The sequence below is a fragment of the Roseateles amylovorans genome (assembly GCF_025398155.2).
In the GTDB taxonomy this organism is placed as follows: domain Bacteria; phylum Pseudomonadota; class Gammaproteobacteria; order Burkholderiales; family Burkholderiaceae_C; genus Roseateles; species Roseateles amylovorans.
Map to the genome: position 1 here is coordinate 2,974,082 of NZ_CP104562.2, position 25,768 is coordinate 2,999,849.

The following is a 25,768-nucleotide window of genomic DNA, read 5'->3' on the forward strand; positions in this document are numbered from 1 at the left end:
GCTTCAGTTGAGTTGGACCGAGCCGCCTTGCACCTTGTTCGCTCCAGCCGCGCGGGTGACGATGGTTTCGCCGTGCACCTCCACCCGCCCGTCCTCGTGCAGCGTGAGGTGAGACTTTCCGCAGCGCAGGACCAGCGCGTGCTGCGCGTCCAGCAGCACCCGGCCGCCGTCCATGCGCACCTCCAGCGCCGCTGCGGTGGGGGTATCGGTGGCCGGTACGGCCCGCAGCACACCCATCACGATGGGTCGCATGGGGTCAGCTTGTTCGAAGGTCAACAGCACCTCGGCGCCGATGTGATCGTGATGAAGATCCACGATGCTCCGGGCGAGGCGCCCCGCGGTGGACAGGGGCGGTGGCAGCACCACCAGCGGTGTGCGTCCCTTGTCCACCAGCCCGAGCAGCCGACCCACCAGCACGCTGCGGTAGTCCGGTTCGTCCGCCAGCGGCGTCTGGTCGAGCGGGTCATGTCCGGGCGCGACAGGCGGAAGGTCGGCCTGATCAGGGCCGGCGATCACCGCGCCACCCCGGGCAGGCACGCCCGCCAGCGCGCCGGGCGGACCGCTCACCGGGGTCCGCGACGTCAGAGGGTGTTCGTCGACAGGCAGGTCGTTCCAGCTGTTCATGAGCGACGATTCTGCGGCGCCGCTCTCTGCCAGCCAGTGACCTTAGTCACCGGTCACAGGTGTCTCGGCCACCTGCATTGGGGTCATCCCGTCGGCGCTGCGCCGATGGATCGGCTTTTCGTTACGTCTGGATCCATTTCCCCCGTCTCCGTAACCGCTGACCTAGGTTCTCGTGACTTTCGTTCATTGCCCCCAAAGCCAGGGACGCCGACGATCGGGGTAGGCGGCGCATTTCGCCGCGGCGAGGCGTTTGATGTCACGACCCGATGGATTTTCTCGCCCGGCCACGCCGGGAACCGACCCGGCGGTCCCGGAATCTGACCCGATGATGGATCCGGATGCCACCCGGATCGTGCCGGCCGGCACCCCGCTGGACCGCATGCCCGCGGACACTGCGGCCAACCGCCGGGAGCCGTTGACGGCGCCCCCGGCTCGCGCCGCCGTGCCCGACACCCCCCCCACGCCCGCGGCCGAGCCGCAGGAAGCGATCGAGGTCGCGGAAATCCACGACCCCAACTATCCCAACACCCATCCGCTTCGCGCCCGCAAGGCCGCGGAAGCGGCCGCGCTCGCAGCCCAGCAGGCGGCCCAGGCCGAGCAGGGCGCTCCGGCGACCCTGCCCGTGTCTGAGCCCGAGCCGGTTCCGGCCGCCGATGCGGCGGCCGCGACCTTGCCGGAGGCCTCGGCGGTGCCGGTCGCCCCGGCCTCCCCAGTGGAGCCGGTTGCGCCGGTTGCTCCCGTGGCACCGGTCGCCGAAGCGCCTGTGGCAGCGCCCACGGCGGCGGCACCCGCCCCGGTGACACCTCCCGCGCCGCCGGCGACCGCCATGCCGGTGCCGATGGATGACGCCACGGTGGTGGTCTCCAGCGCCGTCTTCAAGGCGCCGCCCCCAGCCGCCCCGGTGGCCCCCAACCCGGTCGCTGCGGCCACGCCCACGCCGGCCGTTGCACCCGTGGCGGCACCCGTCCAGGCGCCTGCCGCGCCGGCCGCTGTCAGCGCGGCGCCCGTCGCACCGCAGGCGGCGCAGCCCAGTCCGACGCCCGTCCCCCAGCCCGCTCCCCAACCCGCCTCCCAACCTGTTCCGCCAGCGGCGCCTCGCCCGGCGGCGCCGCCGGTGGCGGTGGCACCGGCCTCGGCATCGGCGGGTGAATCGTCGCCCATCATTTCCGCGCCGGTGACCATCAGCGCCCGCAGCGGCCTCTCTGCGGCCGCCCTGGCTGCGGCTGCCGCGGCGCCGACGTCCGAAGGCGAGGACTCCGAATTCGCCGAAACCCGCTTCGATCCCGAGCTGCAAGCCCAGGCCGAAGCCGCCTGGCGCGGCGCCGGCACCTTGCCGGGTGGCCCGCTGATCGGACCCGCGGGTCCGGGCTCGACCACCTCGGTCGGACCGGGCCGGGCGCCGTCGGCGGACATGCCGGTGCGCCAGGTTGGTCGGTACGAGATCCGTGAGCGGCTGGGCCGCGGCGGCATGGCCAGCGTGTTCAAGGCCCATGACCCCGGCATCGCGCGGGACGTGGCCATCAAGTTCCTGCATGCCTCGCTGTGCGAGGACGAGGAATACCGCGCCCGCTTCCTGCGCGAGGCGCGCGCGTCCGGCGGCCTGTCGCATCCCAACATCGTCACCGTGCATGACGTGGGCGAGATCGACGGCCGTCCCTACATGGCCATGGAGCTGCTGGACGGCGAATCCCTGGCCGATGTGCTCGAGCCCGGCAAGCCGCTGCCGGTGCGCGACACCGTGGTCATGGCCATCCAGCTGGCCCGGGCACTGGACTACTCGCACAAGCGGGGCATCGTCCACCGGGACATCAAGCCCGGCAACATCGCCCGCTCGCGCGGCACGCTCGACATCAAGGTGATGGACTTCGGCATCGCCCACATGGAGTCGACCAAGGGAGAGCAACGCACCCGGGTCGGCGATGTGCTGGGCACGCCGCAGTACATGTCGCCCGAGCAGATGAACGGCGAGAAGATCGACGGCCGCTCCGACCTGTTCTCGGTCGGCATCGTGCTCTACCAGATGCTCACCGGCCAGCGCCCGTTCAGCGGCGACAGCGTGGTGAACCTGGCCTTGAAGATCGCCAAGGAAGACCCGACGCCGCTCAACAAGCTGCGTCCCGGCCTGCCGGCATCGTTGCGCCGGGTGGTCGACCGTTGCCTGGCCAAGGCGCCGGACGACCGCTTCCCCTCCGGCGCCGATCTGGCCGATGCGCTCACCCGCGTGCTGGCCGAGCTCGACGAAGAGGCCGGCGCGGCCAACCGTCCGCGCATCATCCCGCTGCGGGTGAAGTGGACCGCGATGATGGCGACCATCGTCGCGGTGGTCATGGCGGTGACCTGCACCATGATCATCCAGCGCCAATACGCCGCGATGATGCAGCAGGTGGCCGACACCGGCGCCGCGCTGTCGCGCTTCATCGGCGTGCAGAACGCGACACCCGCCCTGGGCGAAGACTGGGTCACGGTGGACGTGTCGCTGCAGGAGATCATGAAGACGGGCGACTTCCAGAGCCTGACCATCTCCGACCGTGGCGGTGTGGTGCGCGCTTCCAGCGTGCCGGAAACCGTGGGGCGCACCTACCAGACGCCCGCCGGCGAAGTGCTTGGCGATCAAGGCGGGGTCAAGCGCACCCGCTATGTCGCCAACGGCGAGCCGGTGCTGGGCTTCGAGTCCAACATCCTCTATCAGGACAAGGTGGTGGGGCATCTCGCGCTGGCTCTGCGTGAGCGACCGCTCGAAACCGTGGCGCGCCTGTCCCGCACCCTGATGGCCGCCTTGGCGGTGATCACCGTGCTGGCGGTGGCGATTGCGATGTATGTCGTCGGCAACTGGTTCTCTCGGCCCATCAAGTTGATGAACGAGGCGCTGGGCGAGATCGCGCGCGGCCGCTATGGCTTCCGCATCCGCGAGCAGCGCAAGGATGAGTTCGGCCTGCTCTATGCCACCTTTGACCAGATGGCCCAGGCCCTGCAGGATCGTCAGGCCCTGGCCGCCGGTCAGGCCCGGCCCGACACCATCCGCACCACTGCCGCGCTGACGGCCGCCTCCCGCGACAAGACGACGTCGGGGGACGACAAGTCGCGCCGGTCCAGCCGGGACAAGGATGCCAAGGCGGACAAGTCGGCGGACAAGTCGGCGGACAAGTCCGACAAGTCCGAGCGGGCCGGCAAGTCCGACAAGCATGAGGGCAAGGGGTCGTGAACGCTGCCATGACGAGATCCGCCGCACGCGGCGGCTGGAGCGCCATCGCCCTGGCGGCGCTGGTGGTGATGGCCGGTTGCACCACGCCGGCCGCGCCGCCGCCGGAGCCCACGCCGGTCGCGCCGACCGAGCCGAAGCTGCAAGGCGAGGTGGTTGCGCGCAATGAGCGGCTGCTGATCTATGTGCCGGCCAATGGCGAGTCGCTGCGGGGCATTGCCGCCCGGTTGCTCGGCAACGAGGACCACGAGTGGCAGATCAGTGATGCCAATGGCGGGCTGAGCCGGGTCGATCCCGGCCAGCCGCTGGTCATTCCGCTCAAGCCGCTCAATCCGATGGGGGTGGTGCCCGGCAGCTATCAGACGGTCACCATCCTCTGCTATCACCGGGTGGGCACCGTAGGCGGGAAGATGGCGGTCTCGCCGGCCAACTTCACCGCGCAGATGGAATGGCTGGCTCGCAACAACTACCGGGTGCTGCGGCTGGGGCAACTCAGCGGCTATCTGGAGGGGCGCGAGCCGCTGCCGCCGCGGTCGGTGGTGGTGACCTTCGACGATGGTTATGAATCGGTCTACCGCTACGCCTTCCCGGTGCTGCGCAAGCTCGGCCTGCCGGCGACGATGTTCGTCTACACCGACTTCATCGGTGCCGGTGATGCGCTGAGCTGGTCACAGCTGCAGGAGATGGCGTCTTCCGGCGTCATGGACATCCAGTCGCATTCCAAGAGCCACCGCAACCTGATCGAGCGCGCGGCGGGCGAGGGCGATGAGCGCTACGCCAAGAACCTGGAGCTGGAAACCGCCGGCCCGCGGGACCTGCTGGAGAAGCGGCTGCCGGTGCAGGTGCGGCACTACGCTTACCCCTACGGTGATGCGAATGAGCAGGTGCTGGACACGCTCACGCGTCAGAAATACAGCTTGGCGGTCACTGTCAACCCTGGCGGCAACGCCTTCTTTGCGCAGCCGCTGATGCTGCGCCGCACCATGATTTTTGGCGACCACGATCTCGAGGCCTTCAAGGCCCGTCTGCAAAGCAGCCGCCGCATCGGACCCACGCCATGACCCGTCAGGCAACGATGACGCCGGGCCGTTGGTTCACCCCAGCGGCTACGCTGGTGGTAGCGATGGTGCTGGCCGGCTGCAGCACATTGCCGCCCCCGAATGCGGACGGCACAGCGCGCGATACCGCGCCCGTGGCCAAGGGGCCGGTGGGTGCCTTCGAGGCCGCCCACCTGCAACGTGCGCAGGACATGGAGAAGCAGGGCCAACTGGCCGAGGCTGCGCTGAGCTGGGAGGTGCTGACCCTGCTGCGTCCCGACAACGCCAGCTACCGTGACAGCCAGGCCGCGCTGCGCAAGCAGATCGAGACCGCGGTGGCCGATCGGCTGCAACGCGGCCAGCAGGCCCAGAAGAAGGGCGACCTGGAAGGCGCCAGCAACCAGTACCTGACGGCACTGGCCCTGCAGCCCGACAACGCCCCCGCCGCCGAGGCGCTGCGGGCCATCGAGAAAGAGCGCAACCGCCGCACCTACCTCGGGACGCCGTCGCGCATCACCTTGCGGCGCGGCACCACGGACGGAGCAGCGCCCAAGGCCGCGGCCGCGCCGAAGGCCGGCGCCAAGGTGGCGGCAGGCGCTGCGGCGGCCACCCCATCGACCGTCGCGCCCGCGGCGGCGGGCGCCGATCGCAATGAGCTGGAGCACATCGCGATGCTCTCGGCCCAGGGCGAAGTGGATGAGGCGATCGCGCAACTGGAAAAGCGGTCCGCGCAGGACAAGCGCGATCCATCCGCCCGTCGCCTGCTGGCCGACCTCTATGTGCGCAAGGCCGAGCGGGTCGCGACGACCGATCGGACCGGCGGCATCAACTGGCTGCAGAAGTGCCTGAAGATCGATCCCAAGCATGCGCGGGCCACCACGCTGATGCGGCAGTGGATCGATGCGTCCGCCGGGCCGGCCACCGCCAGCGGTGGCGGCGGCACGGGCGTGGCGACGACCAAACAGAACAAGCGCTGAGGTCCGGCGGCCAGGCGGCAGAACGGCCGGGCGGCAAAGCCACAACGCGGCCGAGTCGCCGGAGTCGCCAATTCGCCGAGCGGTCAAGTCGCCGAGCCGGCCATCGGCCGGAGGCTCAGGGCGTTTCCGGCGGATCGACCTGGGTGGGCGCGAAACCGTGGTCACCGGCATCGCCGTCGTCCAGCGCCATGGCGGGCTGGCGCTGATCGTTTTGCGCCAGCATCCTCTCCACCTCCAGCACGCTGGGGCGGGCCGCGGGCGGCGCAGCTGGTTCCGGTACCACGGGGATGAACGGCTCCCGGCGGCGGACGCGGTCGGCGGTCAGGCGCAGGGTGGCCATCTCCACCTGCATCTGCTCGATCTGGCGCCGAGCCTGGGTGTTTTGCTGATCCAGCAGGTCGCGAGAGGCGCGGATGCGGTCAGCGGCCCGCTGCACGACCGAAAGCCGTCGTGACCACTGCCAACTGGCGCCGGCAATGCCCAACGCCACACCGGCCAGCGAGCCGGCGATGGCCATCCAGGGCTGCAGGTTGTTCATGTGCTGTCCTCCAGGGCCGTATCGGCCTCCCCCAAGCTGTTTCTTCTTTGACCCATCGGCGGGGTCGGCCCCGTGCCCGTGCCCACGGCGTGAGCAGTCGTGTGCAGGTGTGTGCCACGTAAGCAGGCGCGAATGTACTGGGGAGTGCGAAGACCGACCAGTAGGAAAGCCCTCTAAAGTGGGGCCGCCCAAACGGCTTCGTTAAATTGCCACAACGCTGTGGTGGCGGCCGATCCCGGCATTCGGCCAGGGCCGTGCACGAATGCACCAAAACAAAACGCCGACCGTCTGACGACAGGTCGGCGTGGGCACGAAACCGGCGCGCGAGGCGCCAATCCGGTGAGCTGGCGGGGGCCGCCAGCGGGTTCAGGCGATTAGCCGGTCACTTCAGCTGATCCATCCGCTGTTTCAACTGAATGGCCTTCTGGCGCTCGAGCTTGGCCACTTCGTTGTTCGGATCCAACTCCAGCACGTTGTCCCAGGCGCGGATCGAGCCGGCCAGGTCCTGCTTGGCGAAGGAGGTGCGGGCCTGCACCGTGTAGCGGTCCATCAGGCGCTTGCGCACGGCATCCACCTTGGCTTGCGCCCCGGGATGGTCGGTGGCTGCGGCACGGCGGTAGTCGTCCAGGGCGCGATCCAGGCGACCGGCCTTCTCGTTGGCTTCACCGTTTTTCATTGCACGCTCGGCCGGGCTCAGCTCGACGGCGGGCGGGGGCGCGGGCGGCGTGGCCACTGGGGGCGTCGGCGTGGCGACGGGCGGCTGGGCAACGGGGGGCGGGGTCTTGTCCGCACCGCGGGCCGGGGTGCGCGGGGGTGCCGGGTCCAGCGAACCGGGTGGGGGCGCCTTGCCCGGCACGCGCAGCACCTGGCCGCCGGCGACTTGGCGCGGCACCTTGATGTCGTTGTAGCGCGCCAGGATGTAGAACGAGTAGATGTCGCCCATGAAGCGGCCGGCGATGCGCGAGAGCGTGTCGTTCGGGCGCACCGTGTAGGCGAAGGATTCACGGCCGAGCATGGCCACCGGGTCGCCGGTGATCTGGCGCATCAGGCTGTTGGCCAGCTTGTTGGCCGGATCCAGGGCCAGGGCGCGCTGCAGTTCGGCACGGGCCTGGTCTTCCTGGCCGGCTTCCAGCATGTCGATCGATGACATCGCCATCTTCTGCGCCTGCACTTGCTGGGCCGGCGTGGGCGGCGGCGGAGGCGGCGGTTCGGGCGGCGGCGCCACCGGCTCGGACGCGGGCGGTTCCGGCGGAGCGGGGGGCGGCTTGACCGGCTGAGGCGCGCAAGCGGCGATCAGCAGTGTCAAGAGAAGGGGGGCAGCAGTGCGCAGGGGAAATTTCGACATCGGCATCAACAGGCAGACTCGATTCGAGCCGTCGCAGTATGAGACATAAGGAAGCGACCGGCAGATGACTTTCGTTCATTGAAGCCTGCCCGCCGAGGCGCAACCATGCTGGGGCTCATTCTCCCCCGCCAAGGCACGCCAAAGGCCGAAAACATGTCTCTCACCCTGCGCGCGGTGTCGCTCAACGACCTGCCACTCACGCAGCCCATCACCGCGCAATTCGGCGCGCAAGGCGGCACGATCGGCCGCGCCGACCAGAACACGCTCGCGCTGCCCGACCCGGAGCGCCACATTTCGCGCCAGCAGGCGGAGATCCGAGTGGGGGGCGCCGGCTACCTGATCAGCAACATCGGCAGCGCCAATCCGATCACCGTGGCGGGCCAACCGCTGCATCAAGGCCAGACCCTACCGTTGCGCCACCGCGACGAAGTGCGCATCGGCGGCTACCTGTTACAGGTCAGCGATGACGGCCAGGAGGCCGACACGAACATTGGCGCCGGATCACGACCCGTTGCGCCGCCGGCGCCTTCCGTCGCCCCCGGCATGCAAGGTCGCGGCCCGGCGCCCGCACCCGGCGGCTTCGATCCGCTGGCCGGCAATCCCTTCGACGGCCTGGCCGGCTTCGGCCTGGGGCCGGGCGGCGGCGGCGTGAGCGCCAATTCCTCGTCCGGCATGACGGGCAGCAATCCCTTTGCCGACCTGCTGGGCGGTGCACCGGTCTCCGCCCCGACTGCCGCGCCGGCGATGTCCGCCTTCGGCCAGACTCATCTCGCCGCACCGCCGCCCGCGCCGGCAACGAATCCGGGCATGGGGCTGCTGCCGGATGATTTCGATCCGTTTGCACCGCCCCCGGCGCCTGCGTCCGCCCGGTCAACGGGCCCCGCGCCATCGCCGTTCGATCGGCCATCCAGCGCGGCGACGCCGAGCGCCGATCCCTTCGGCGCCTCGTTCGGCACACCGGTGGGCGCGGCCTCGCCGGCTGGCGCGCCGTTCCAGCATCCGTTCGACGCGCCCCGCTCGGCGCCCGCACCGCGACCTGCGCAACAGGGCGCTTTCGGCGATTTGGGTCTGGGCGGTGGCGGGGCATTTGCCGATCTAATCCCGAGCGAAGGCTCGGGGGGCGGCTCCATTGACGATCTGTTCGGGCTGAAGCCCGGCGCCGGCAGCGGTGGCGATCCGCTGGCCGGTTTCATGGCGGAAGCCGCGAAATCGGTGCGGGACAGCGCCAACCAGACCATGCCGTCGGACCCGCTGGCTCTGTTCGGCCTGCCCGGTACGGCGCCGACGCACAGCGAGCCCAGCACGCCCGCGCTGCCGGACCACACTTCGGCGCTGAATGCGTCCTTCCGTCCGCCAGAGGTGCGGCGGCCCTCGCCACCGGCCGAGGCGCCGGTCGCGCCCACGGTGCCGGCCATGACCGCCCCGGCGGCGGCGATTCCCGCACACGATCCGCTGGCTGACTTTGTGGCCACCGTGCCGCCACCGCTGGAGCCGGCGATGGTGATGCCGTCTCCGGCCGTGGCGACGCCACCGGTCGCGCCGGTGGCGCCTCCGGTGGCCGCTGCGGTGGCTGCGCCGGCTGCGTTCGTTCCTCCCGCCTCCGCAGCAGTTGCGCCGCCGCCGATGGTGGCGCCGCCGGCCGCCACCGCCGCGGTGCCGTCCGCCGCTGCCGGCGCGCAGGCCGACACTGCCGCGCTGTGGAATGCATTCTGCGAAGGCGCGGGGCTGCGTTTCGAGCCGCCGCAGGGTCTGAATCCGGACCTGATGCGGGTGATCGGGCAACTGCTGCATTCGTCGGTGGATGGTGCGCTGCAGATGATGGCGGTGCGTGCGGCCACCAAGCATGAGCTGCGGGCCCAGGTCACCGTGATTCGTTCGCGGGACAACAATCCGCTGAAGTTCTCGCCCGATGCGCAATCGGCGATGGAGCAGCTGTTGCAGCCTCCGGTGCGGGGTTTCCTGCCGGGACCGGCGGCGATGGCGGATGCGATGCATGACCTGGTGGGCCACACCATCGGTACCATGGCCGGCACCCGTGCGGCGCTGGAGGGCGTGCTGTCGCGCTTCAAGCCGGAGATGCTGGAATCCAAGCTGACCAGCCGTTCCATGCTGGACAGCGTGCTCACGCTCAACCGAAAGGCCAAGCTCTGGGAGCTTTACCTGACGCACTTCGAATCGATCCGCGAAGAGGCCCAGGAAGACTTCCACAACCTGTTCGGCAAGGCTTTCCTGGAGGCCTATGAAGAACAGCTCGAACGATTGAATCAACGCAAGAGCGCGGCCTGACGCGCCCGGTCCTCAAAAGAACATGCTCAAGATCCGCGTTGCGGCCTGCAGCGAGCGTGGCCAACGGGCCACCAATGAAGATGCCCTGGTCGCCCATGAGAACGGCCCGGGCTGGTATGCCGTGCTCGCCGACGGCGCGGGCGGCCACCGCAATGGCGCGGAGGCCGCGCGTCGCGCGATCCACCGCATGCAGCTCAGCCTGGGCGACGCGACCTTGCCCTGGCGCCCGGAGCTGCTGACCGACGCGGTGCTGGCGGCGCATGACGATGTGCGCCGTGGCATCGACGCCGCAGGTCGGGACCGCATGCACACCACGCTGGTGGCACTGTGCGTGGATGCGCAGCGGAACTTTGCGCTCTGGACCCATGTCGGCGATTCACGGCTGTACCGCTTGCGGCGCGGCGGCATCGACATGGTGACGAACGACGACAGCGTCGTTCAGCGCCTGATCGATGCCGGCCTGATCACGCCCGCGCAGGCGGAGGACCATCCGCACAAGAACCACCTGGTGGCGGCGCTGGGCATCGACGACGATCTTGAGCCGCACACCAGCCGGGTGGAGCCGCTGGAGGATGGCGATGTCTTCCTGCTGTGCAGTGACGGCTGGTGGGCCACGGCCGGCGAAACGGTGATTCCCGACACGCTGCGCCTGGCCCCGAATCCCGAGGCGTGGCTGGACGCGATGCGCCTGGCCATCGAGGCGCGCGACCTGCCGAATCAGGACAACTTCAGCGCGATCGCTGTGTGGGTGGGCGAATCCGTGGGGGCGCCGAAGGACTCGGAGCTGCCGACGGTGGCCCGACCGGCCGTGGCTCAGGAGACCGCGCCGGTTGAGGATGATGACGATGAGAGCACGCGGCGCATGCCGCTGTGAGGCGTGAGGTGGGGCGTCGTGAGACGCCTTATCCGCGAACGAACCAGACCTTCGAGATGCCCTGTTCGGTGACCTCGTAGATGGCCGCCACCTGCACCGGGGCCTCGGGCACGCCGGTGACCAGTTCGTGGTCGATCACCTTGTTGCCGAACACCATGCGGTTCACGAGCTGGGCGTGCAGCTCGGGGAGGTTGAATCGGTTGTCCCGGTAGTGCCGCTTCAGCGCCTCGCGGCCGACGATCGTCGGCTGCGGGTTCGTCAGGACGTAGACCTCCACATCCTCGGTGTATTCGGCGACGAAGCGGTCCAGGTCTCGGGCGTTGTAGGCGTCGAGTTGGCGTTGGGCGAAGGCGGCGGGGTCGAAAGGGGTGGGCATGGCGGGGTGGGGGAGCGGTTGGAGGCGATCCTGGCCGGTTGGGGTGTTGGGGCGCTTGATCTCAGCAGTCCGCCTTCGCAGGACCTTCGTTGACGACGAACTCGCGCAGGTCCGGATATTCCGGTGGAAGCAACTCTCGCACCGAAGAGAAGGGCAACCTTTGAAAGGCGCGTTCCCAGAAGCGCTGTGCGTGGACGTCAGCGCGAAACACGCCAATGAGCCAAGGACTGTCTGAGGCCATGATCGTCTGGTGGATCACCTGGCTGGCGATACCCAAGCCGCGATATTTGGGTAGCACGTAAAGATCGGCCAGCTCCTTGATCGCCTGTCCATGTAGCTGCTGTAGCCCGACGAGTACAAACCCGACGACGCGGACGCCATGGCGGATGAAGTAGCCCTCGGCAACGGCATACGGATCGCGCAAGCGGTCCAGGAACGCCGACAGCGAATTGAAACGGCCTTCTGAATCGATCTCTTCTTGGGACCACGCCGATGATTCCAGTTCGTAGAACTGCCAGAGGTTGTCGAGCAGGTGGGCATCTGCGGGGGAGATAGGGGTCAGGGTGATCGGAGCGGTCATGGCGGGGTTGATGCATTGCTGGCGGACGCATTGAACTGGCGGCCTTCAGCCTGGGTCTAACGTCGGTTGGTGACCGGCTGCTCTGCAGCGGAAACGGTCTTTCGACGCGCTGAACTCGGTGCCCTAAAGCGGCCGTTCAGCGATTGCGTTCGGCTGAGTCGTTAGACGTCGACTCGAACAGCATGTACAACTCCTTCGCGTCAGTCAGCTAACATTTGATGTACGGAGGAGCGCTGAACATCGTGCCATGAGAGCAAAGATAACGCCGAAGTTTCGGCGACCCGCAGTGCCGCCCGCAACTTTCGTCCCGCCGCCGCCAGCTCTGAGTGGCCAGGAGAAACTCGTCATCAGGCAGACCGCCTATGTCGAGGCGCTGCATCAGGGCTGGTTCGCCACCGCTCTGGAGCAAACCAAGTCGGTCTTCACGCTGGCCAGCGCCGGTGTTGGCTTGGCGCTGACATTACTGTTTAGCGCGAATAAGGAGATTCGTACCTGGATCCCCGGCTGGCTTCTCGCTTCCGCCATCTTGTTCGGACTGGCCACCGCCGCCTGCATCTGGGTCTTTCACGCCAATGGCAAGTTGGCGCTGAAGTTGATATGCGAAGAAGACCATCAGGCGGCTAATGGCCTGGTCCAGCGCATGCATCTGGTCAGTCTTATCTGCTTCTTCCTGGGCATCGCCTTCCTTCTTGCCGCTGGTCTGGCATTCATCCTGTTCGGGAAATAAGCATGAGCAAGAAGGTACCGTCCAAAATCGATTCCAGGCGCGCGGGATCGACGCCGAGCCTGACCTCGAAGCCGGCGAAACGCGGGGCTACGGCCAAGAAAGCCGGCCGGCATGTCACGGCCGACAAGGCCACCTCCTGCTTCGACGGTGCGGGAGACCTCAATCCAACCAAAACAAAGGTTGGCCAATCCAAGAAAAGGTAGCCATGGCAACCAAGACCAGTCAGCAAACCGGACTGCTGCAGAAGAACTTCACCGGCGCGGGGAGCATGCGACCCGAGCAGGTCCCCGTCGCTCAAGCGCCCGCGCCAACGCTGGCACCTACTCCAGCGCCCGCGCCTGTCAAACGCAACTGAGCCAGGCGGCCGCAGGCCGCGGTCGATATGAGATGCACTGCAAGGCAGAGATCCTTCAGGCAGGGAGAGAGCAATGTACCTGGCCAAGCTGGTCATCAAGAACTTTCGCAAGCTTGCGCATGCGGAGCTGTCATTTCAAGCCGGCCTTAACGTCCTGGTCGGCGGCAACAACGTCGGCAAGACGGCCGTGGTCGATGCCTTGCGCGCGCTGTTGGCTGGTCATGACGAGCCTTACCCACGCCTCGGCGAAGAGGACGTGCATCGTCCCAAGAGCGGCACGCCGTTTGGCGACATTGTCTTCGAGTACGTGTTCAGTGGCCTCGACGCTGACGATGAAGCTGACTTCCTGGCCGCCCTCGTGCCTGACCCTGCGGGCAATCTAGACGCGCACATCAAGATCCGTTACTCGGACCCTGACAAGGGCGGCCGCCTGCGCGCCAAGCGCTGGTGCGGCGAGCATGAGGATGTCGGCCTGACCGCGGACATGATGGAAAACTTGAGGGGCGTGTACTTGCCGCCGCTGCGCGATGCGTCGCAAGGTCTCAAGCCCGGCAGGACCAGCCAGCTTGCGCGACTCCTGCAACTGCTCGCGGAGGAAGACGGCGTCAAAGGCATCGACAAAGCGCTGCAGGATCTCGACAAAGAGCTGAAGACGCACCTGCCTATCGTCAACACACAGAACGCCATCGACACTCGGCACAAGATGATGCTGGGCACGCAGCTCGCGCAGCTGCTGGAAGTCGGTTTGAGCGCCAGCGACTTCAAGAGCTTGAAGTCCCGGTTGTCGTTGGTCGTGGACGCCTTCGAGATCGAGCAGAACGGGTTGGGCTTCAACAACCTGATCTATATGTCCGTTGTGCTGAGTGAGCTGACCAAGAACCCGGACTCCCGTTACCGGGGACTGATCGTTGAAGAGCCGGAGGCGCATCTGCATCCGCAGCTCCAGGCCGTGCTGCTGCAGTACCTGCAGTCCATCCAGGCCGTCGACGGCGAGAAGCCCGTCCAGCTCTTCGTGACCAGCCACTCGCAGAACTTCGCGAGCATTGCCGACCTGGATAGCCTGGTGTGCCTCGTGGACACCGGCAACGCGGTTGAGACCTTCCTTCCCCGCAGCATTACTTTCGACAAAGGCAAGCGCGAGAAGCTGGAACGCTACCTTGACGTCACGCGGGCCGAACTCTTCTTCGCCCGCCGGGTCATTTTCGTCGAGGGCGCTGCCGAACTCATGATGGTTGACGCTCTGGCCACGCGCATGGACTGCAACCTGCGCCAGCATGGCGTGAGCCTGATCAGCGTCGAGGGACTGAACTTCGATTCATTCCTGCCCCTCTTCGGGGACAACGCGCTAAAGATCCCGGTGGCGGTCCTGACCGATGCCGACCCTGTGGCACCTAAAACTCCCTCCGCACCAGCATCCGCGGCGCCATTCGCTTTGGCCACTCCGCTAGCAACGCCACCAGCCGCAGCTGGCGACTCTGAAGACGAAGAGGACGAGGACGCCGTACCAGTCTATCCCGCGCCTGGAGACACCATCATCGTCTCGGCCAACACCGCCAAGATGAAGACCTGCGAGGATGACCACGTCAAGGTGTTCCATGGCCTCAAGACCTTCGAGTACGACTTGGCGTTGGAACCCGAGAACCGCGCCGCCATGCTCAAGGCATTAGGGGAGCTGCGGCCGAGGATCGCGAAATCCCTGACAACCAGGGTCGCCGCGGAGGTCGGTGATGCGGCCCAGGCCAAGGCGTTGTTCTGCGGCATGTTCGAGCGCAAGCAGAGCAACGTCCAGAAAGGCAGCTTCGCCCAGTCGCTGGCGCAGGTCATTTCAGACAAGACGGTGCCCTTCAGGGTGCCGGCTTACATCCAGGCTGCCATCAAGCATGTTTGCAAAGTTGCGGCACCGGCGCCATGAGCGGCCTCACACCTGAACAGCAGGACGTCGTCGATGCGCCGATGGTGCCGCTGTGCGTCATCGCTTGCGCCGGTAGCGGCAAGACCAAGACTGCCGTTCATCGAGTTGTGCGGATGCGGCACAACCTTGGCGAGGCACGTGGCCGCGTGGCGCTGCTGTCGTTTTCCAATGTGGCCGTCGACACCTTCCGCGAGGCCTATGACGATCTGGCGAGCAGTCTGCCGTCCGGCGCCGGCCGATCGCGGGTCGACATCGACACGCTGGACGGCTTCATCACCACCAACGTCATCCGTCCGCACGGCCACCGGACCATGAAGTCCCCGCGGGCGGCGTTCCTCGTGACTGGCGATGAAGCCTTCCTTGAAGGCTTCAAGTTCCCGACGTCGTCATTTCCTCAGTCGATCAAGGCGCTGAACCTAGCGTTTTTGAACGGAAAAGAGGTCTTCTTCTACATGTTCAACGACCAGGTCGTCATTGTCGACTCATCCGTCGCCCGCAACCTCATCGCGAAGTTGGGCCGCACAGGTGCGTACACCCACGACCTCGGGCGCTACTGGGCTTACCGGACACTGAAGGAGCAGCCGAAACTGCTGGCGGCACTGTCGCGCCGCTACCCGCACATCGTGATCGACGAGGCGCAGGACATCGGGTCTGTCCATCAAGCCATTCTTGAGCTGCTGATTGGCGCCGGCTCGTGCGTGACGTTGATCGGCGACCCCAACCAGGGCATCTACGAGTTCGCGGGCGCCGACGGCAAGTTCCTCATCGAATACCACCAGCGCGCCGGCGTCCTGCAGCACTCGCTGAAGAGGAACTTCCGGTCTGCCCCCAGTATCGTGGACCTGGCCAATTGCCTTTGCGGCCGCGACGACGTCGCTGAGCGGAGCGCGCCCGCCACGCCGCATGGTGCCTTCTTCACCGGCTACAAGGGCGACCAGTACCCCCAGCTCATCTCTTCATTCCAGGGCGCCATGTCAGCCGCCGGCGCAGACATCAAGCGATCCGCCGTCTTGTGCCGTGCCAAGAAGTTGGCCGGAACGCTTCGTGGCGACGAGGCGCCGGCCGGCCAAGGCCTGGTCAGGTTGTTCGCCGCCGCCGCAGTGTTGCGTGACCGGCGCAAGGATTTCCTGAAGGCGTTCCAACGCGTCGCTGTCGCGGTGGTCGCGCTGTTGGATAACGCACCCCACGGCCTTGTGAGCCAGATCACCCAACCGTCAAACAAGCCGGATGACCGGGAACTGCGCAAAGTTATCTGGGCCTTCACACGTGACCCAGCCACCGGCCTGCCGTCGGCGTCCCTAGTGGCCGATGCGCAATGGCACGCCCATCTGCTGGCACGCATCAAGGTCTTGCTGGTCAATCTGGATACGAAATTCGGCCTCAAGCGGGTCGCCAACCTCGGCAATAAGCTTTCCAAGAAGGCGTTGCCGAGCACGCCACTTACCAGCGCTGCGGACCTGGCTGATGGCGGCGCCACGGCTCTGCGAATCGACACCGTACACAAGGCCAAGGGAGAAAGCCTGGACGCCGTCCTGTACGTGACCACCAAGGAGCACGCGCAGGCACTACTAGGGGGCGTCGCGACCGAGTTGGGCCGCATTGGCTACGTCGCGGCTACGCGGACCCGTAACCTGCTCTGGGTGGCCGTGCCGCACAACTCTTTGAAAGAACTTCGACCCCAGTTGCTGGAAAGAGGATTCAAAGAGGTAGGGCTCTCAGCGACGCCGACGCCCGCGGCCAAGTCGACGCATGACGTGCTCTTGCCGTTGCCACTGAAGGCAACGAAGCCGCAGGCCAGTGCCTGATTTGATCGCGCAGCAGAAGCCTCCAATATCTCCGCGGCCCGTTGGCTCCGCCAGCAACTCGCTCGTTGATGAGCAAGGGTTGAACTTGCAGTCTGACACGGAGGTATCGCAAAGCGGTCACTTACGGCTGACAGCTTCCAGCCTGAACCGGAAGCTCCGCCCGGCCCAATAGGAGCCCTGCGCATGGCCTACGCCATATGCGAACGGATTTGAGGTTGTCTCTGCCTCCGGTTGTCTTCAAACGAGGCCGGCGAACGGTGCCTCCGTCGCCGGCCATTCCTGCGTCTTCCCCCGAAATCCAAGAATCAGCATTCTGCTGAGAGACACCCACACGCGGGCGCGCTAAAAAGGGAAGAGGGCCTGATCAAATTCGCCCCAATCGATCGCTCAATCCCATTCAACAAGTTCCAGGCAGGTCGTCTCTCCCATGAAGCCGTTTGCGGACACGTCAGCAGCGACCTTGCGGACCAAGACCCCGCAGCCAGCCGCTGCCTTAATCGCCAGCGAAAAGACACTGGCGCCGTCTCCATCCAATCCATTGCAAGCAGCGATTGATGCCTCACCCCGCATGCTGGCGCAGCGTCGCGCCATAGATGCGGCGTTTGGCGCGGCGGCCGATCCTGCTGTCGTGCAAAGAACCCGTCCATCGCAGCAACAAGCCGCTGCGCAGCCCCAATCCCATTCCAGGAACACTGGCTCGCCATCCGCATCCGTCGCCCAACGGGTCATCGTGCGCGGGCAAGGGAAGGGCGCGTACATGGACGACGACAGCGGCCACGAATTCGCGTTCCTCAAGCAGTCCCCCAATGGGAAAAACCTGCTGTTCGCCAACCGCGATCAGTTGAGCAACATCCGTGACTTGATCCTGGCGGGCTCCCAACTACCGGTCGTCGCATCAAACCAAAGGTCAGTTCGCGACGCCATGGACACCTGGAGAAAGCAGCGAAGGGATACCGCGGCGGACGCGGCGGTGACCGACGCGCTCTCGAAACTGAAGCTGGTCTGGGTGGAAGAAGACAAGGAAACCAACTGCACCTATGACGAGTGCGCGGGAGACGTCCAATCCGTCCTGGTGACCGTGCTGGGCCACACGAACGAAAAATGGGGCCGGCTCACCTTCAAGAAACCCGGGTTTGGGGAGCGCGCGCCGGTGGCCTCGGGCACCGTCACCATGAACAACCAGCACGGCGTTGACAAGAATTCAGTTCGAGAATCGTTGGACATCAGCAAGAAGGACCTGTCCGGAAAGGGACGGTTCAAAGGCGTTGAGTTCAGAGAACTGACCGACCCCCACTATTCATTGGCGTCCACGACCGCCGGGGACAATGCCGTGACGGTGGAAGGAAAGGACGGTCAGTATTTCTATGTGTCCAAGGCAACCCGCACGGCCAGGACCACCAGCGCCACCGAAGGCAATTACGTGTTGAACGGCCGCAGTTTCGCCAACTTGGCCGCCATCCCCGCCAATGACGCGGCGATCAACCAGTCCTACGCCAAGCTGGTGACCGATCGCTCGGTGCAGGACTGGGCCAAAGTAGATCGCGTGGGCATGCGCGCCGGCACCCAGGACCAGGCCATGGATAAGTGGAACGCTCTGGGCATGGCGGCGTATGCGAAGAAGGTGCTGGGGTTCAACTTGGCGCTGAATCAGGACTACGAGTGGCTGCACATCCGCGGCGTGCAGAACGGAGGACGCAATCTGATCTCGAATCTGGGGACAGGCACCTGGATCGCGAACTCGGCCATGATTCCCTTCGAGAACCAGATTCGCCACTGGGCGGACACCAAGCCCGGCCAGCTCTTCGCTCGGTACGAGACGACGACGCATGGCGTCAATACGCCGGTGCTGAATCAGATCACCATCAAGGTCGCTGCCAGCGACGACCATGCCATCGGCCCCATCTCACGCGACGATCCGCTCACCGTGGTTTTCAATGCGCAAAGTGGGCTGCTGCAGGACACCTTCAGCAACAAGATCAGGATCAAGGACTACCACCAGCGTGCCGGCGGCTTGGCCTATCAGGAGGGCGTGAAAGCTGCGGCGGCGGGCGGTCCCGCACTCGACAGTGCACGGCATGCGAGAGGCCACCGCCACTATCAGGAGGGCGTCGCGGCGGCGCGACGGGGCGATCCCGCGCCGGCAACGCGGGGTGGTGCAGCGGGCCATGCGGACTACTGGGCCGGAGTGGCCACCGCAAGGGCCAGTGGCTCGGCTGGCGTGGGTGGGCATGCGGTGGGCTTCAACCATTACGTGGCAGGAATGCAGGCTGCCCGGGCCAATGGCACAGCGGGTGTTGGCGGTCAGGCCGTCGGGCATGCCGACTACTTGGCCGGCGTACTCGCGGCAAGTGTCGGCGCCGCAGCGGGCACGGGTGCGCACGGCGTCGGACATGCGGACTGGCACCGAGGGTATGCCCAGGGCCGCGTCGGCAACCTCGTCAACTTCGTCCACAGCGGCGAGGTGCGCGGCTGTCAAGCCGGGATCCGTAACTTCCTCGACAAGCAATCCAAGACACGCAAGTTGGACGACGAGGACGACGACGTGTTCGAGGACGACGATGACGATCAGAGCGATGACGAAGGCCCGAAGCGCATCAAGCTCGACGCGTCGATCGCCACTTCATTCAGGAATGGATCGGCCCCTCAGAGCGGGACGTCCACGCCAAGCCAGTGATCGACGCGAGCTGGCGACGACGTCTCAGGATCCGCTCGCCGTCCTGGCTCCCGCCTCACGCCGCTCCCGCCTGAACTCCCACGGCGCCACAGCCGCCGCCTCGCTCCACAACCCGCGCCGCGCCTGCCGCGCCGCCGATTCCGCATCCGCATAGATCACCCGATCCGGCGCCGCCTGCTGCCGCTGATAGGCCTTGTAATGCCACGCCAGCCCGCTGCGGATCTGCGCGAGCCCGGCATCTTCGCCATTGACCAGCACCTTCCCCACGATGCGTCCATAGCGGTCCTGGGTCGACCACTCCACCGTCACCTGCTTGCGGAACACCAGCGTCGACAGGTTCTGCCGCGCGCGCTCGCCGAAAGGCTGGCGCTTCTCCGGCGCATCAATGCCGGCAAGGCGGATCTTGTGCGTCGTCTTCGATGCATCCAGCACGGTCACCGTGTCGCCATCCGCCAGACCGACCACCTCGCCGCGCAAGGTCGCCGCAACGGCGGCGCTGGCCATCGGCCCCAGGACAGCGCCCAGGAGTACGACCGATGCCAGCGCACAAGGCGCGGAACTCACCCACCGGAGGAGGCGGCGCGAACAGAGGACCGATGGCTTTGAAGCGTCGTCCGAAGACAAGAATGAGTTGAGCAATTCCAGGGAGAGGCTGACTTGAACGTCGCGGACTGTAGCGGCGACAAGTCAGGCTCCCGGACGGCTATCGCCCAGGGGCGATCGGCCCGCGCCGCAGCGGCGGAGCGGCTTGGTCAGGCGCCTCGGCCAGCCTTGAGCATCGTGGCGAACAGGTCCACCGAAGGCAGACCCGGTCCCCACTGGATCTGCGCCGGGTAGGAGGGCGCTGGCGGCGCGGACCACAAAGTGCAGCCCGCCAGCCGTTCCAGCAGCTCACCGGCGGCGAGCATGGAGATGGAGGTCGAAAGCGCCGTCGCCGGCACGTTGAAGCTCTGCCAGCGGTTGGCGGCGTCCGGCACCGGGATGGCCCCGGCGCCGCTGGCCGGCCAGGCGGGTGCGGATTCCAGCAATTGCTCGAAGCTCTCCACCGTCGCCGCGTCGTCCAGCGTGTGCAGCGCCGCGCGGGCCAGCACGGTCGTCCAGCGGTCCAGGTGCTCCAGGCCCTGTCGGTCCACCGGCGGCTGGGTGCGCGGCTGGGCGATGACGAGCGGGAAGTACCGGCCCACGTTGTCGCAGCTCGGCATCAGCACGCCGAACCACCACTTCATGTCGACCACGCCCGGCGCCCAGGCGAAGCGCAGCACCGGCGCGGTGAGGTAGATGTCCAGCCATTGCGGGCCGAGGGCGAGCGGGATGTCCCGCATCAGCCCGGCCAGCCAGGGGTCGCAGTGGCGCACCCAGTGGGCCGGCAGCCGTCGCTGGGCGAAATCACCCAGGGCGGACAGCTTGCCGTACCAACCGGGCGCGTCGGCCTGGCCCGGGGCGGAATCAGAGGCGGTGAGGGCCATCGTGGTCGATCAAAGGCTGTTGGGGCAGGAGAACTGGTTCAGCTCCGGCAGCCGGAACGGATTGCGCACGCTGCTGGCCGTGACCTCGAAGACGGCCTTCCGACCATCCACATCAAACGTCACCCGGAATCGCTCCGGCGCATTGGTGCTTTCCATCTTCACCCGGTCGAAGAGCCGGAACAGCGCCCACGGCCCATCGTTGACCATGCCCGAAGAGCCGTTCGCACTGGCCGGGCTGACCTGCACCCGCACCTGCGAACTGCCGCGCGGACCCGGCCATTGCACCGACATCGGAATCTGCGGCCCATGGGCATAGCGCACGATCTGGCCGTCCACATCCAGGATGAACTGCTGGATGGTGGTGTCCATCTCCACCGGCTTGAAGTCCAGCCGCAGCGACGGCGATCCGCCGCCCGGGAAGAAGGTCTCCTTGATCACCGCCGCGCGTTGGAACTGCGGCAGCGTGCCGGCATCGGCGCCCAGCGGCGTGCCTTCCACCGCACGGAACTTCCACGGCCGCGTGGTGGTGTCGACATACGGCGCGAGCTTTTGCTGGAACAGTTGATCGATCTTCCCGTTCGGGCCGAAGAGCGTGGCGAAGTCCGCCTGCGTGGCGTCGCGCGACGAATTGCGATCCAGCGGATACCGGCCCGCCACCGCCTGCTGGCAGAACTCACCCACCTGCGAGCGCACCTCCTGGCCCAGCGTCTGGCGCATGGCGCCCTGCGACACCCGGGAGCTGCTGTTCGACAGGTCATCCAGCATGGTGCGCAGCGGCAGCGGCATGCGCGCCGCTTCCGCCTTCAGTCGGTTGGGCACCGGCGACGGCGGCGGTGCGGAGCCGCCCTTGAGCGCGGTCTCGGCCGCATTGAGCATCAGGTTGGCCTCGCCGATCAGCGAGAGCGTGTCGTCCAGCGGGGACTTGCCGCCCCCAGGGGGCGGGGTGACGAGCTGGCGCAGGCCCACGAACCGGTCGTCGACGATCGCCTCCAGCCGCTGCGCATTCGCCGCGTTCGGATCCGCGGTGCCGGGCTTGCCGGCGAACACGTTGGCGATCTTGTCGCGCGATTGCTGGATCAGGTCGCCGGCCCGTTGCTGAGCCTGTTCCATCGCATTGCCGCCGCTGCCCAGCGTCGTCTCGCGGGAGACGGCCTTGAGCAGCGGGGGCAGCGGGCTGTCCGGTGCGGACAGCAGGCGCGAACGCTCGACCGATTGCGTCACCGAGGTCATCGGCAACAGACGGACATCGTTGAGGAAGCCTTCCCAGGTGGAGGCGTAGTCGGTCAGGTACAGGCGACGGACCTCGTCCACCAGCGGCCCGTTGGCGCGCACCAGGGCGGCGGCGTCCTTCGGCGCATCCGGCACACCCAGCACCCACGATTGCTCGGAGGCGAGCTGCTCCGCCGCCTGGCCCACCATGGGCTGGAAGCCGCGCAGATAGCCGTCCCGCGAATAGAGACCGGGCACGCCCGAGGTCAGCGGCGCACCGCTGGCGCGGGTGAACACCAGCGCGGCGTTGTGACCGGCCGCGCGGCTGATGGTGAACTCAGGGAAGTCGCCGCCCAGGCCCTGGGCCTTCAGGCGGTTGTAGACCCGTTGCGGCAGCGGCAGGGTGGCCAACTGGTTGCGGGTGGCCTTGAGCAGGGCGTCGTCCTGCGGCAGCGGCGAAGCCACACCGCCTTGGGCCAGCAGGGCCTCCAGATGCTGGCTCAGCGCGGCACGTTGCTCCGGCGTGAGTTCGCGGCGGGAGACTTCCCAATCGGTCTGCACATGCTGCTTCAGCGCCTGTGCATCGAAGTGGGCCGGGTCATGCAGCATGACGTAGGCCTTCAGCGCCTCATACAGCGTTTCCGGCGTCTGCGCGCCTTGGCGCAACTGCTCTTCCAGGCGGAGCATCAGCCGCGGCAGCAGCGCATCGGCCAGCATGCGCTGATAGGCCGCACGGGCCGCGCTGTCCAGCTTCTTGCCCTGGAACAGGCCCAGGCGCAGGGACCACGGCGTCTCGCCGCCGACGCTGGCCAAGGCCCGCGTGGCTTCCAGCGCCGGTGCGATCGGCAGGATGTCCGGCGTGGCCCGGTTGGGCGTGGACTGCAGCAGCTCGCGCACCTGTTCGGTCCGGGCCGACACATCCGCCACATAGCGCCGGTTGTTGTAGTAGCTCAGCGTCCAGGCCGAGATCAGCCCCAGGCCCACCACCGCGACCGCTGCATAGCCGGCAATGGCCAGGCCGTTGCGCTGGCGTTCCCAGCGGCGGTTGGTGCCGCCCAGGCCGGCTTCGGCGAAGACGACCTCGCTCAGCAGACGGTTCAGGAAATAGCTGCGGCCGCTGGACTGGTTGGGCGCCAGCACCGCGTTCTCCAGCCGATAGCTGCGCGCCACCGAGCCCAGCACCCGGTCGATCGGCGTGCCTTCCTGGGTGCCGCTGACGAAATAGACGCCGCGCAGCAGCGGTTGGGCTTCGTACGGGGAGGGCGCGAACACGCCTTCCAGGAACTCGGCCAGCACCTGCCGCAGGCTGGCGAACTGGGCCGGGAAGCCGTAGATGCGGGCACGACGCTGCGGATCGCGCTCGGCCTGCAGTCGGTCGATCAGGCCGTCCAGCAGCCGCTGGGCCAGGGCATCGAACTCACCGCCGAATCCGGCCAGCGGCTCCTTGGTCTCACGCGGGAAGGTGAAGCCCCAGGGCGCGGCGCGCTGGTCCTTGTCCACCGTGGCGAAGTAGTCCATGAAGCCGGCCAGCAGGTCGGCCTTGGTCACCAGCAGGTAGATCGGGAAACGGATGTCCAGGTCCTTGTGCAGCTCCTGCACCCGGGCGCGCACGGTGGCGGCATGCTGGGCGCGTTCGGACGGGCTGCGCGCCAGCAGGTCGGACACCGACACGGTGACCAGCGCCCCGTTGAGCGGCTGACGCGGACGCGAGCGCCGCAGCATCTGCAGGAAGCCGCCCCAGGTGGCCTTGTCGTTGCCCGGATCGCTGTCCTGGGTGGTGAAGCGGCCGGCGGTGTCGATCAGCACCGCCTGGTCGGTGAACCACCAGTCGCAATGACGGGTGCCGCCGACGCCGCGGATCGCCAGGTCGCCCATCTGATCGGCGAGCGGGAATTGCAGGCCGCTGTGGCGCAGCGCGGTGGTCTTGCCGGAGCCCGGTGCGCCGATGATCAGGTACCAGGGCAGCTCATAGAGATAGCGGCCGCCAAAGCGCGCGGCCAGGCCCTTGACCTTGCCGCCCGCGCCGAAGCGGGCCCGCTGCAGCGTCAGCATCGCCTGCTGGAAACGCTCGCGCACCGCGATCATGTCCGGGGTTTCGCGCTCGGGCGCGTCACCGGCCGGTGCCTGAATCAGCTGGTTGACGACCGCCGCATTGCCGCGCTTGGCACGCCAGCGGCTCCAGACCACCAGGCCCGCCACGATCAGCACCAGCACGCCGATGGTGATCCAGCGCGAGGCCTCGGTTTCCAGCGGACGGCGCTCGCCGATCGCGACCAGCGGCCCCACGATCCAGATCACCAGCGCGACGGCCAGCAACATCACCGCCAGCAGCACCCACCGGTTGAAGATCCAACCCAGAATCCGCTTCATCGTGCCGCTCCGCTGGCCGATGTCGACACCGTGGCATCGGGTCGGCCCATGATCATCAGACTGATTTCGACGCGCCGATTCAGGGCGCGGTTGGCCGGGCTGTCGTTGGGCGCGAGTGGCTCGCCATCGGCGCGGCCCTCGGATCGCACCCGCTCCGGCGCCACTTGATGCGCCACCAGCAGCTCACGCACCGTGTGCGCCCGTTCTTCCGACAGATGCCAGTTGGACGGGAAGCGCGCCGTGCGGATCGGCGTGTTGTCGCTGTGGCCGGTGACCACCACCGTGCCCTGCACCTGCGACAAGGCCTCGGCAATGCGCACCATCAGCGGCTCGCGCTCCGGAGCCAGCGCGGAACTGGCCGGGGCGAACAGGCCGTCGCCGCGCAGGGTCACCACGCTGCGGTCGACCTCGTCACGCACGGTGACCAGGCCGGCCTTGATGTCGGACTGCAGGAACTGCGCCAGACGGGGCTTGGCGGCCGGTGGCGGTGGCGCCACGACCGGCGGCGTCAGGCGCAGCGACTGGATCTGGCCGAACACCGGATCGGACCGTTCCGCCAGGGACAGGGTGAAGCCCAGATACACCGCCGCCAGCAGCAGGGCGGTCACAGCGGCAGTGGCGGCCAGCGGCAGCCAGCCGATGTGGCGGCGCTGCTGGAGCGCTTCCACTTGCCAGTGTTGGGCGAGGGCAGGCGCATAGTCGCCGCGCTGCTGTTTCAGGATCTGCGCCAGGCGATCGCGCACCGCTTCCAGTTGAGCGCGTCCGTTGTCGATCACCCGGTAGCGACCTTCGAAGCCGAGCGTCAGCGCGGCATAGATCACCTCCAGCAGATCGCGGTTGGCATCCGGCTTTTCGGCCAGGCGGGCCATCAGCTGGAACACCTTCTCGCCGCCCCAGGTTTCGTTGTGGAACATCGACAGCAGGCTGTGTCGCGCCCAGACGCCGGAGCCGCCCCAGGGGGTGTCGGCGGCGGCCTCGTCGATCATGGTGCACAGCACATAGCGGGTGGCCATGATCCGCTCGGGCGGGATGCCGGCGCTGGTGGCCTGGGTGGCGAAGTCGCGCACGCCTTGGGCCAGTTGATTGCGCAGCGCGCCGGGATCGTCCACGCGGCGGGTGCCGCGCAGTTGCGGCACCAGCAGCAGCAGGCGGTTGGCCAGCGAGAGCAGCGGGTTCAGGCCTTGCGCGGCCTCGGCCGCGTCGGCGTCGCCGTGTCCGTCGCCGGAGGGCTGCGGACGGGGCGCCCCAGCGCCACCGGCGCCACCGGGACGAGGCTTGATGAAGGTGCGCTGGTCGTCGAAGCCCGCGAAGGGGTCATTGAGCGCGGAGGGGTCCATGCCGGCTCCCGAGGGTTACTGTCGAATCGTTCTAAGGAACAGCCCGGCGCCGGTGGCCACAAGCCACGCGCCGACAG

19 protein-coding genes are annotated in these 25,768 nt (G+C 67.4%); 10 read left to right on the top strand and 9 right to left on the bottom strand.

Annotation, left to right across the window (positions count from 1 at the left end):
* Positions 1 to 3: 3 nt before the first annotated feature.
* Positions 4 to 624: a DUF6484 domain-containing protein gene (locus N4261_RS12585; protein WP_261760477.1), complete on the bottom strand. Its 621-nt coding sequence runs from the start codon at positions 622 to 624 to the stop codon at positions 4 to 6.
* A gap of 325 nt (positions 625 to 949) precedes the next feature.
* On the opposite strand from N4261_RS12585, the gene N4261_RS12590 reads away from it, so the two are divergent.
* Genes N4261_RS12590 through N4261_RS12600 form a run of 3 tightly spaced genes read left to right on the top strand, consistent with a single transcriptional unit; the run spans position 950 to position 5,837 of the window.
* Positions 950 to 3,826 carry a protein kinase domain-containing protein gene (locus N4261_RS12590; RefSeq protein ID WP_261760478.1) on the top strand — a complete coding sequence of 959 codons (2,877 nt, stop codon included), beginning with the start codon at positions 950 to 952 and terminating at the stop codon, positions 3,824 to 3,826.
* A gap of 8 nt (positions 3,827 to 3,834) precedes the next feature.
* Positions 3,835 to 4,884 carry a polysaccharide deacetylase family protein gene (locus tag N4261_RS12595; RefSeq protein ID WP_261760479.1) on the top strand — a complete coding sequence of 350 codons (1,050 nt, stop codon included), beginning with the start codon at positions 3,835 to 3,837 and terminating at the stop codon, positions 4,882 to 4,884.
* A complete protein-coding gene (locus N4261_RS12600) occupies positions 4,881 to 5,837 on the top strand; it encodes a tetratricopeptide repeat protein (RefSeq protein WP_261760480.1) in 957 nt (318 codons plus the stop codon). The genes N4261_RS12595 and N4261_RS12600 overlap by 4 nt, the downstream gene beginning before the upstream one ends.
* 115 nt (positions 5,838 to 5,952) lie before the next feature.
* Here N4261_RS12600 and N4261_RS12605 read toward each other — a convergent pair whose 3' ends face one another.
* Both N4261_RS12605 and N4261_RS12610 read right to left on the bottom strand, forming a co-directional pair.
* Positions 5,953 to 6,375, bottom strand: coding sequence for a hypothetical protein (locus tag N4261_RS12605; RefSeq protein ID WP_261760481.1), 423 nt, complete (start codon positions 6,373 to 6,375; stop codon positions 5,953 to 5,955).
* Between the two features lie 382 nt (positions 6,376 to 6,757).
* The gene (locus N4261_RS12610; RefSeq protein WP_261760482.1) at positions 6,758 to 7,681 is read right to left on the bottom strand and encodes a LysM peptidoglycan-binding domain-containing protein; all 924 of its coding nucleotides are present in this window, start codon (positions 7,679 to 7,681) and stop codon (positions 6,758 to 6,760) included.
* A gap of 192 nt (positions 7,682 to 7,873) precedes the next feature.
* On the opposite strand from N4261_RS12610, the gene tagH reads away from it, so the two are divergent.
* Complete coding sequence (gene tagH / locus N4261_RS12615) at positions 7,874 to 10,006, top strand: type VI secretion system-associated FHA domain protein TagH (protein ID WP_261760483.1); 2,133 nt, start codon at positions 7,874 to 7,876, stop codon at positions 10,004 to 10,006.
* 22 nt (positions 10,007 to 10,028) lie between these two features.
* Positions 10,029 to 10,880 carry a PP2C family protein-serine/threonine phosphatase gene (locus tag N4261_RS12620; RefSeq protein ID WP_261760484.1) on the top strand — a complete coding sequence of 284 codons (852 nt, stop codon included), beginning with the start codon at positions 10,029 to 10,031 and terminating at the stop codon, positions 10,878 to 10,880.
* Between the two features lie 28 nt (positions 10,881 to 10,908).
* Here N4261_RS12620 and N4261_RS12625 read toward each other — a convergent pair whose 3' ends face one another.
* Together N4261_RS12625 and N4261_RS12630 are read right to left on the bottom strand one after the other, a co-directional pair.
* Positions 10,909 to 11,256, bottom strand: coding sequence for a nuclear transport factor 2 family protein (locus N4261_RS12625; RefSeq protein WP_261760485.1), 348 nt, complete (start codon positions 11,254 to 11,256; stop codon positions 10,909 to 10,911).
* A 61-nt stretch (positions 11,257 to 11,317) separates the two neighbouring features.
* Positions 11,318 to 11,836: a GNAT family N-acetyltransferase gene (locus tag N4261_RS12630; RefSeq protein WP_261760486.1), complete on the bottom strand. Its 519-nt coding sequence runs from the start codon at positions 11,834 to 11,836 to the stop codon at positions 11,318 to 11,320.
* A 247-nt stretch (positions 11,837 to 12,083) separates the two neighbouring features.
* Here N4261_RS12630 and N4261_RS12635 point away from each other — a divergent pair, with 247 nt between their 5' ends.
* From N4261_RS12635 to N4261_RS12655, 5 genes are all read left to right on the top strand, one after another.
* The gene (locus N4261_RS12635) at positions 12,084 to 12,563 is read left to right on the top strand and encodes a hypothetical protein (RefSeq protein WP_261760487.1); all 480 of its coding nucleotides are present in this window, start codon (positions 12,084 to 12,086) and stop codon (positions 12,561 to 12,563) included.
* 2 nt (positions 12,564 to 12,565) lie between these two features.
* Positions 12,566 to 12,766 (top strand): hypothetical protein, encoded by a 201-nt coding sequence (locus N4261_RS12640; protein ID WP_261760488.1) that lies wholly within the window; start codon positions 12,566 to 12,568, stop codon positions 12,764 to 12,766.
* 225 nt (positions 12,767 to 12,991) lie between these two features.
* Positions 12,992 to 14,830, top strand: coding sequence for an ATP-dependent nuclease (locus N4261_RS12645; protein WP_261760489.1), 1,839 nt, complete (start codon positions 12,992 to 12,994; stop codon positions 14,828 to 14,830).
* Entirely contained in the window at positions 14,827 to 16,635 is a 1,809-nt protein-coding gene (locus N4261_RS12650) for a UvrD-helicase domain-containing protein (RefSeq protein WP_261760490.1), read from the top strand. The genes N4261_RS12645 and N4261_RS12650 overlap by 4 nt, the downstream gene beginning before the upstream one ends.
* A gap of 427 nt (positions 16,636 to 17,062) precedes the next feature.
* Positions 17,063 to 19,309: a hypothetical protein gene (locus N4261_RS12655; RefSeq protein WP_261760491.1), complete on the top strand. Its 2,247-nt coding sequence runs from the start codon at positions 17,063 to 17,065 to the stop codon at positions 19,307 to 19,309.
* A 24-nt stretch (positions 19,310 to 19,333) separates the two neighbouring features.
* Here the strand turns inward: N4261_RS12655 and N4261_RS12660 are convergent, their stop codons facing one another.
* The 4 genes from N4261_RS12660 to N4261_RS12675 form a co-directional block, all read right to left on the bottom strand.
* Positions 19,334 to 19,813 (bottom strand): thermonuclease family protein, encoded by a 480-nt coding sequence (locus N4261_RS12660; RefSeq protein ID WP_261760492.1) that lies wholly within the window; start codon positions 19,811 to 19,813, stop codon positions 19,334 to 19,336.
* 248 nt (positions 19,814 to 20,061) lie between these two features.
* On the bottom strand, positions 20,062 to 20,775 hold the full coding sequence (gene tagF, locus N4261_RS12665) for a type VI secretion system-associated protein TagF (protein ID WP_261760493.1): 714 nt from the start codon (positions 20,773 to 20,775) through the stop codon (positions 20,062 to 20,064).
* A 9-nt stretch (positions 20,776 to 20,784) separates the two neighbouring features.
* Positions 20,785 to 24,354 carry a type VI secretion system membrane subunit TssM gene (gene tssM, locus N4261_RS12670; protein WP_261760494.1) on the bottom strand — a complete coding sequence of 1,190 codons (3,570 nt, stop codon included), beginning with the start codon at positions 24,352 to 24,354 and terminating at the stop codon, positions 20,785 to 20,787.
* Entirely contained in the window at positions 24,351 to 25,691 is a 1,341-nt protein-coding gene (locus tag N4261_RS12675; RefSeq protein ID WP_261760495.1) for a DotU family type VI secretion system protein, read from the bottom strand. The genes tssM and N4261_RS12675 overlap by 4 nt, the downstream gene beginning before the upstream one ends.
* Positions 25,692 to 25,768: the final 77 nt, after the last annotated feature.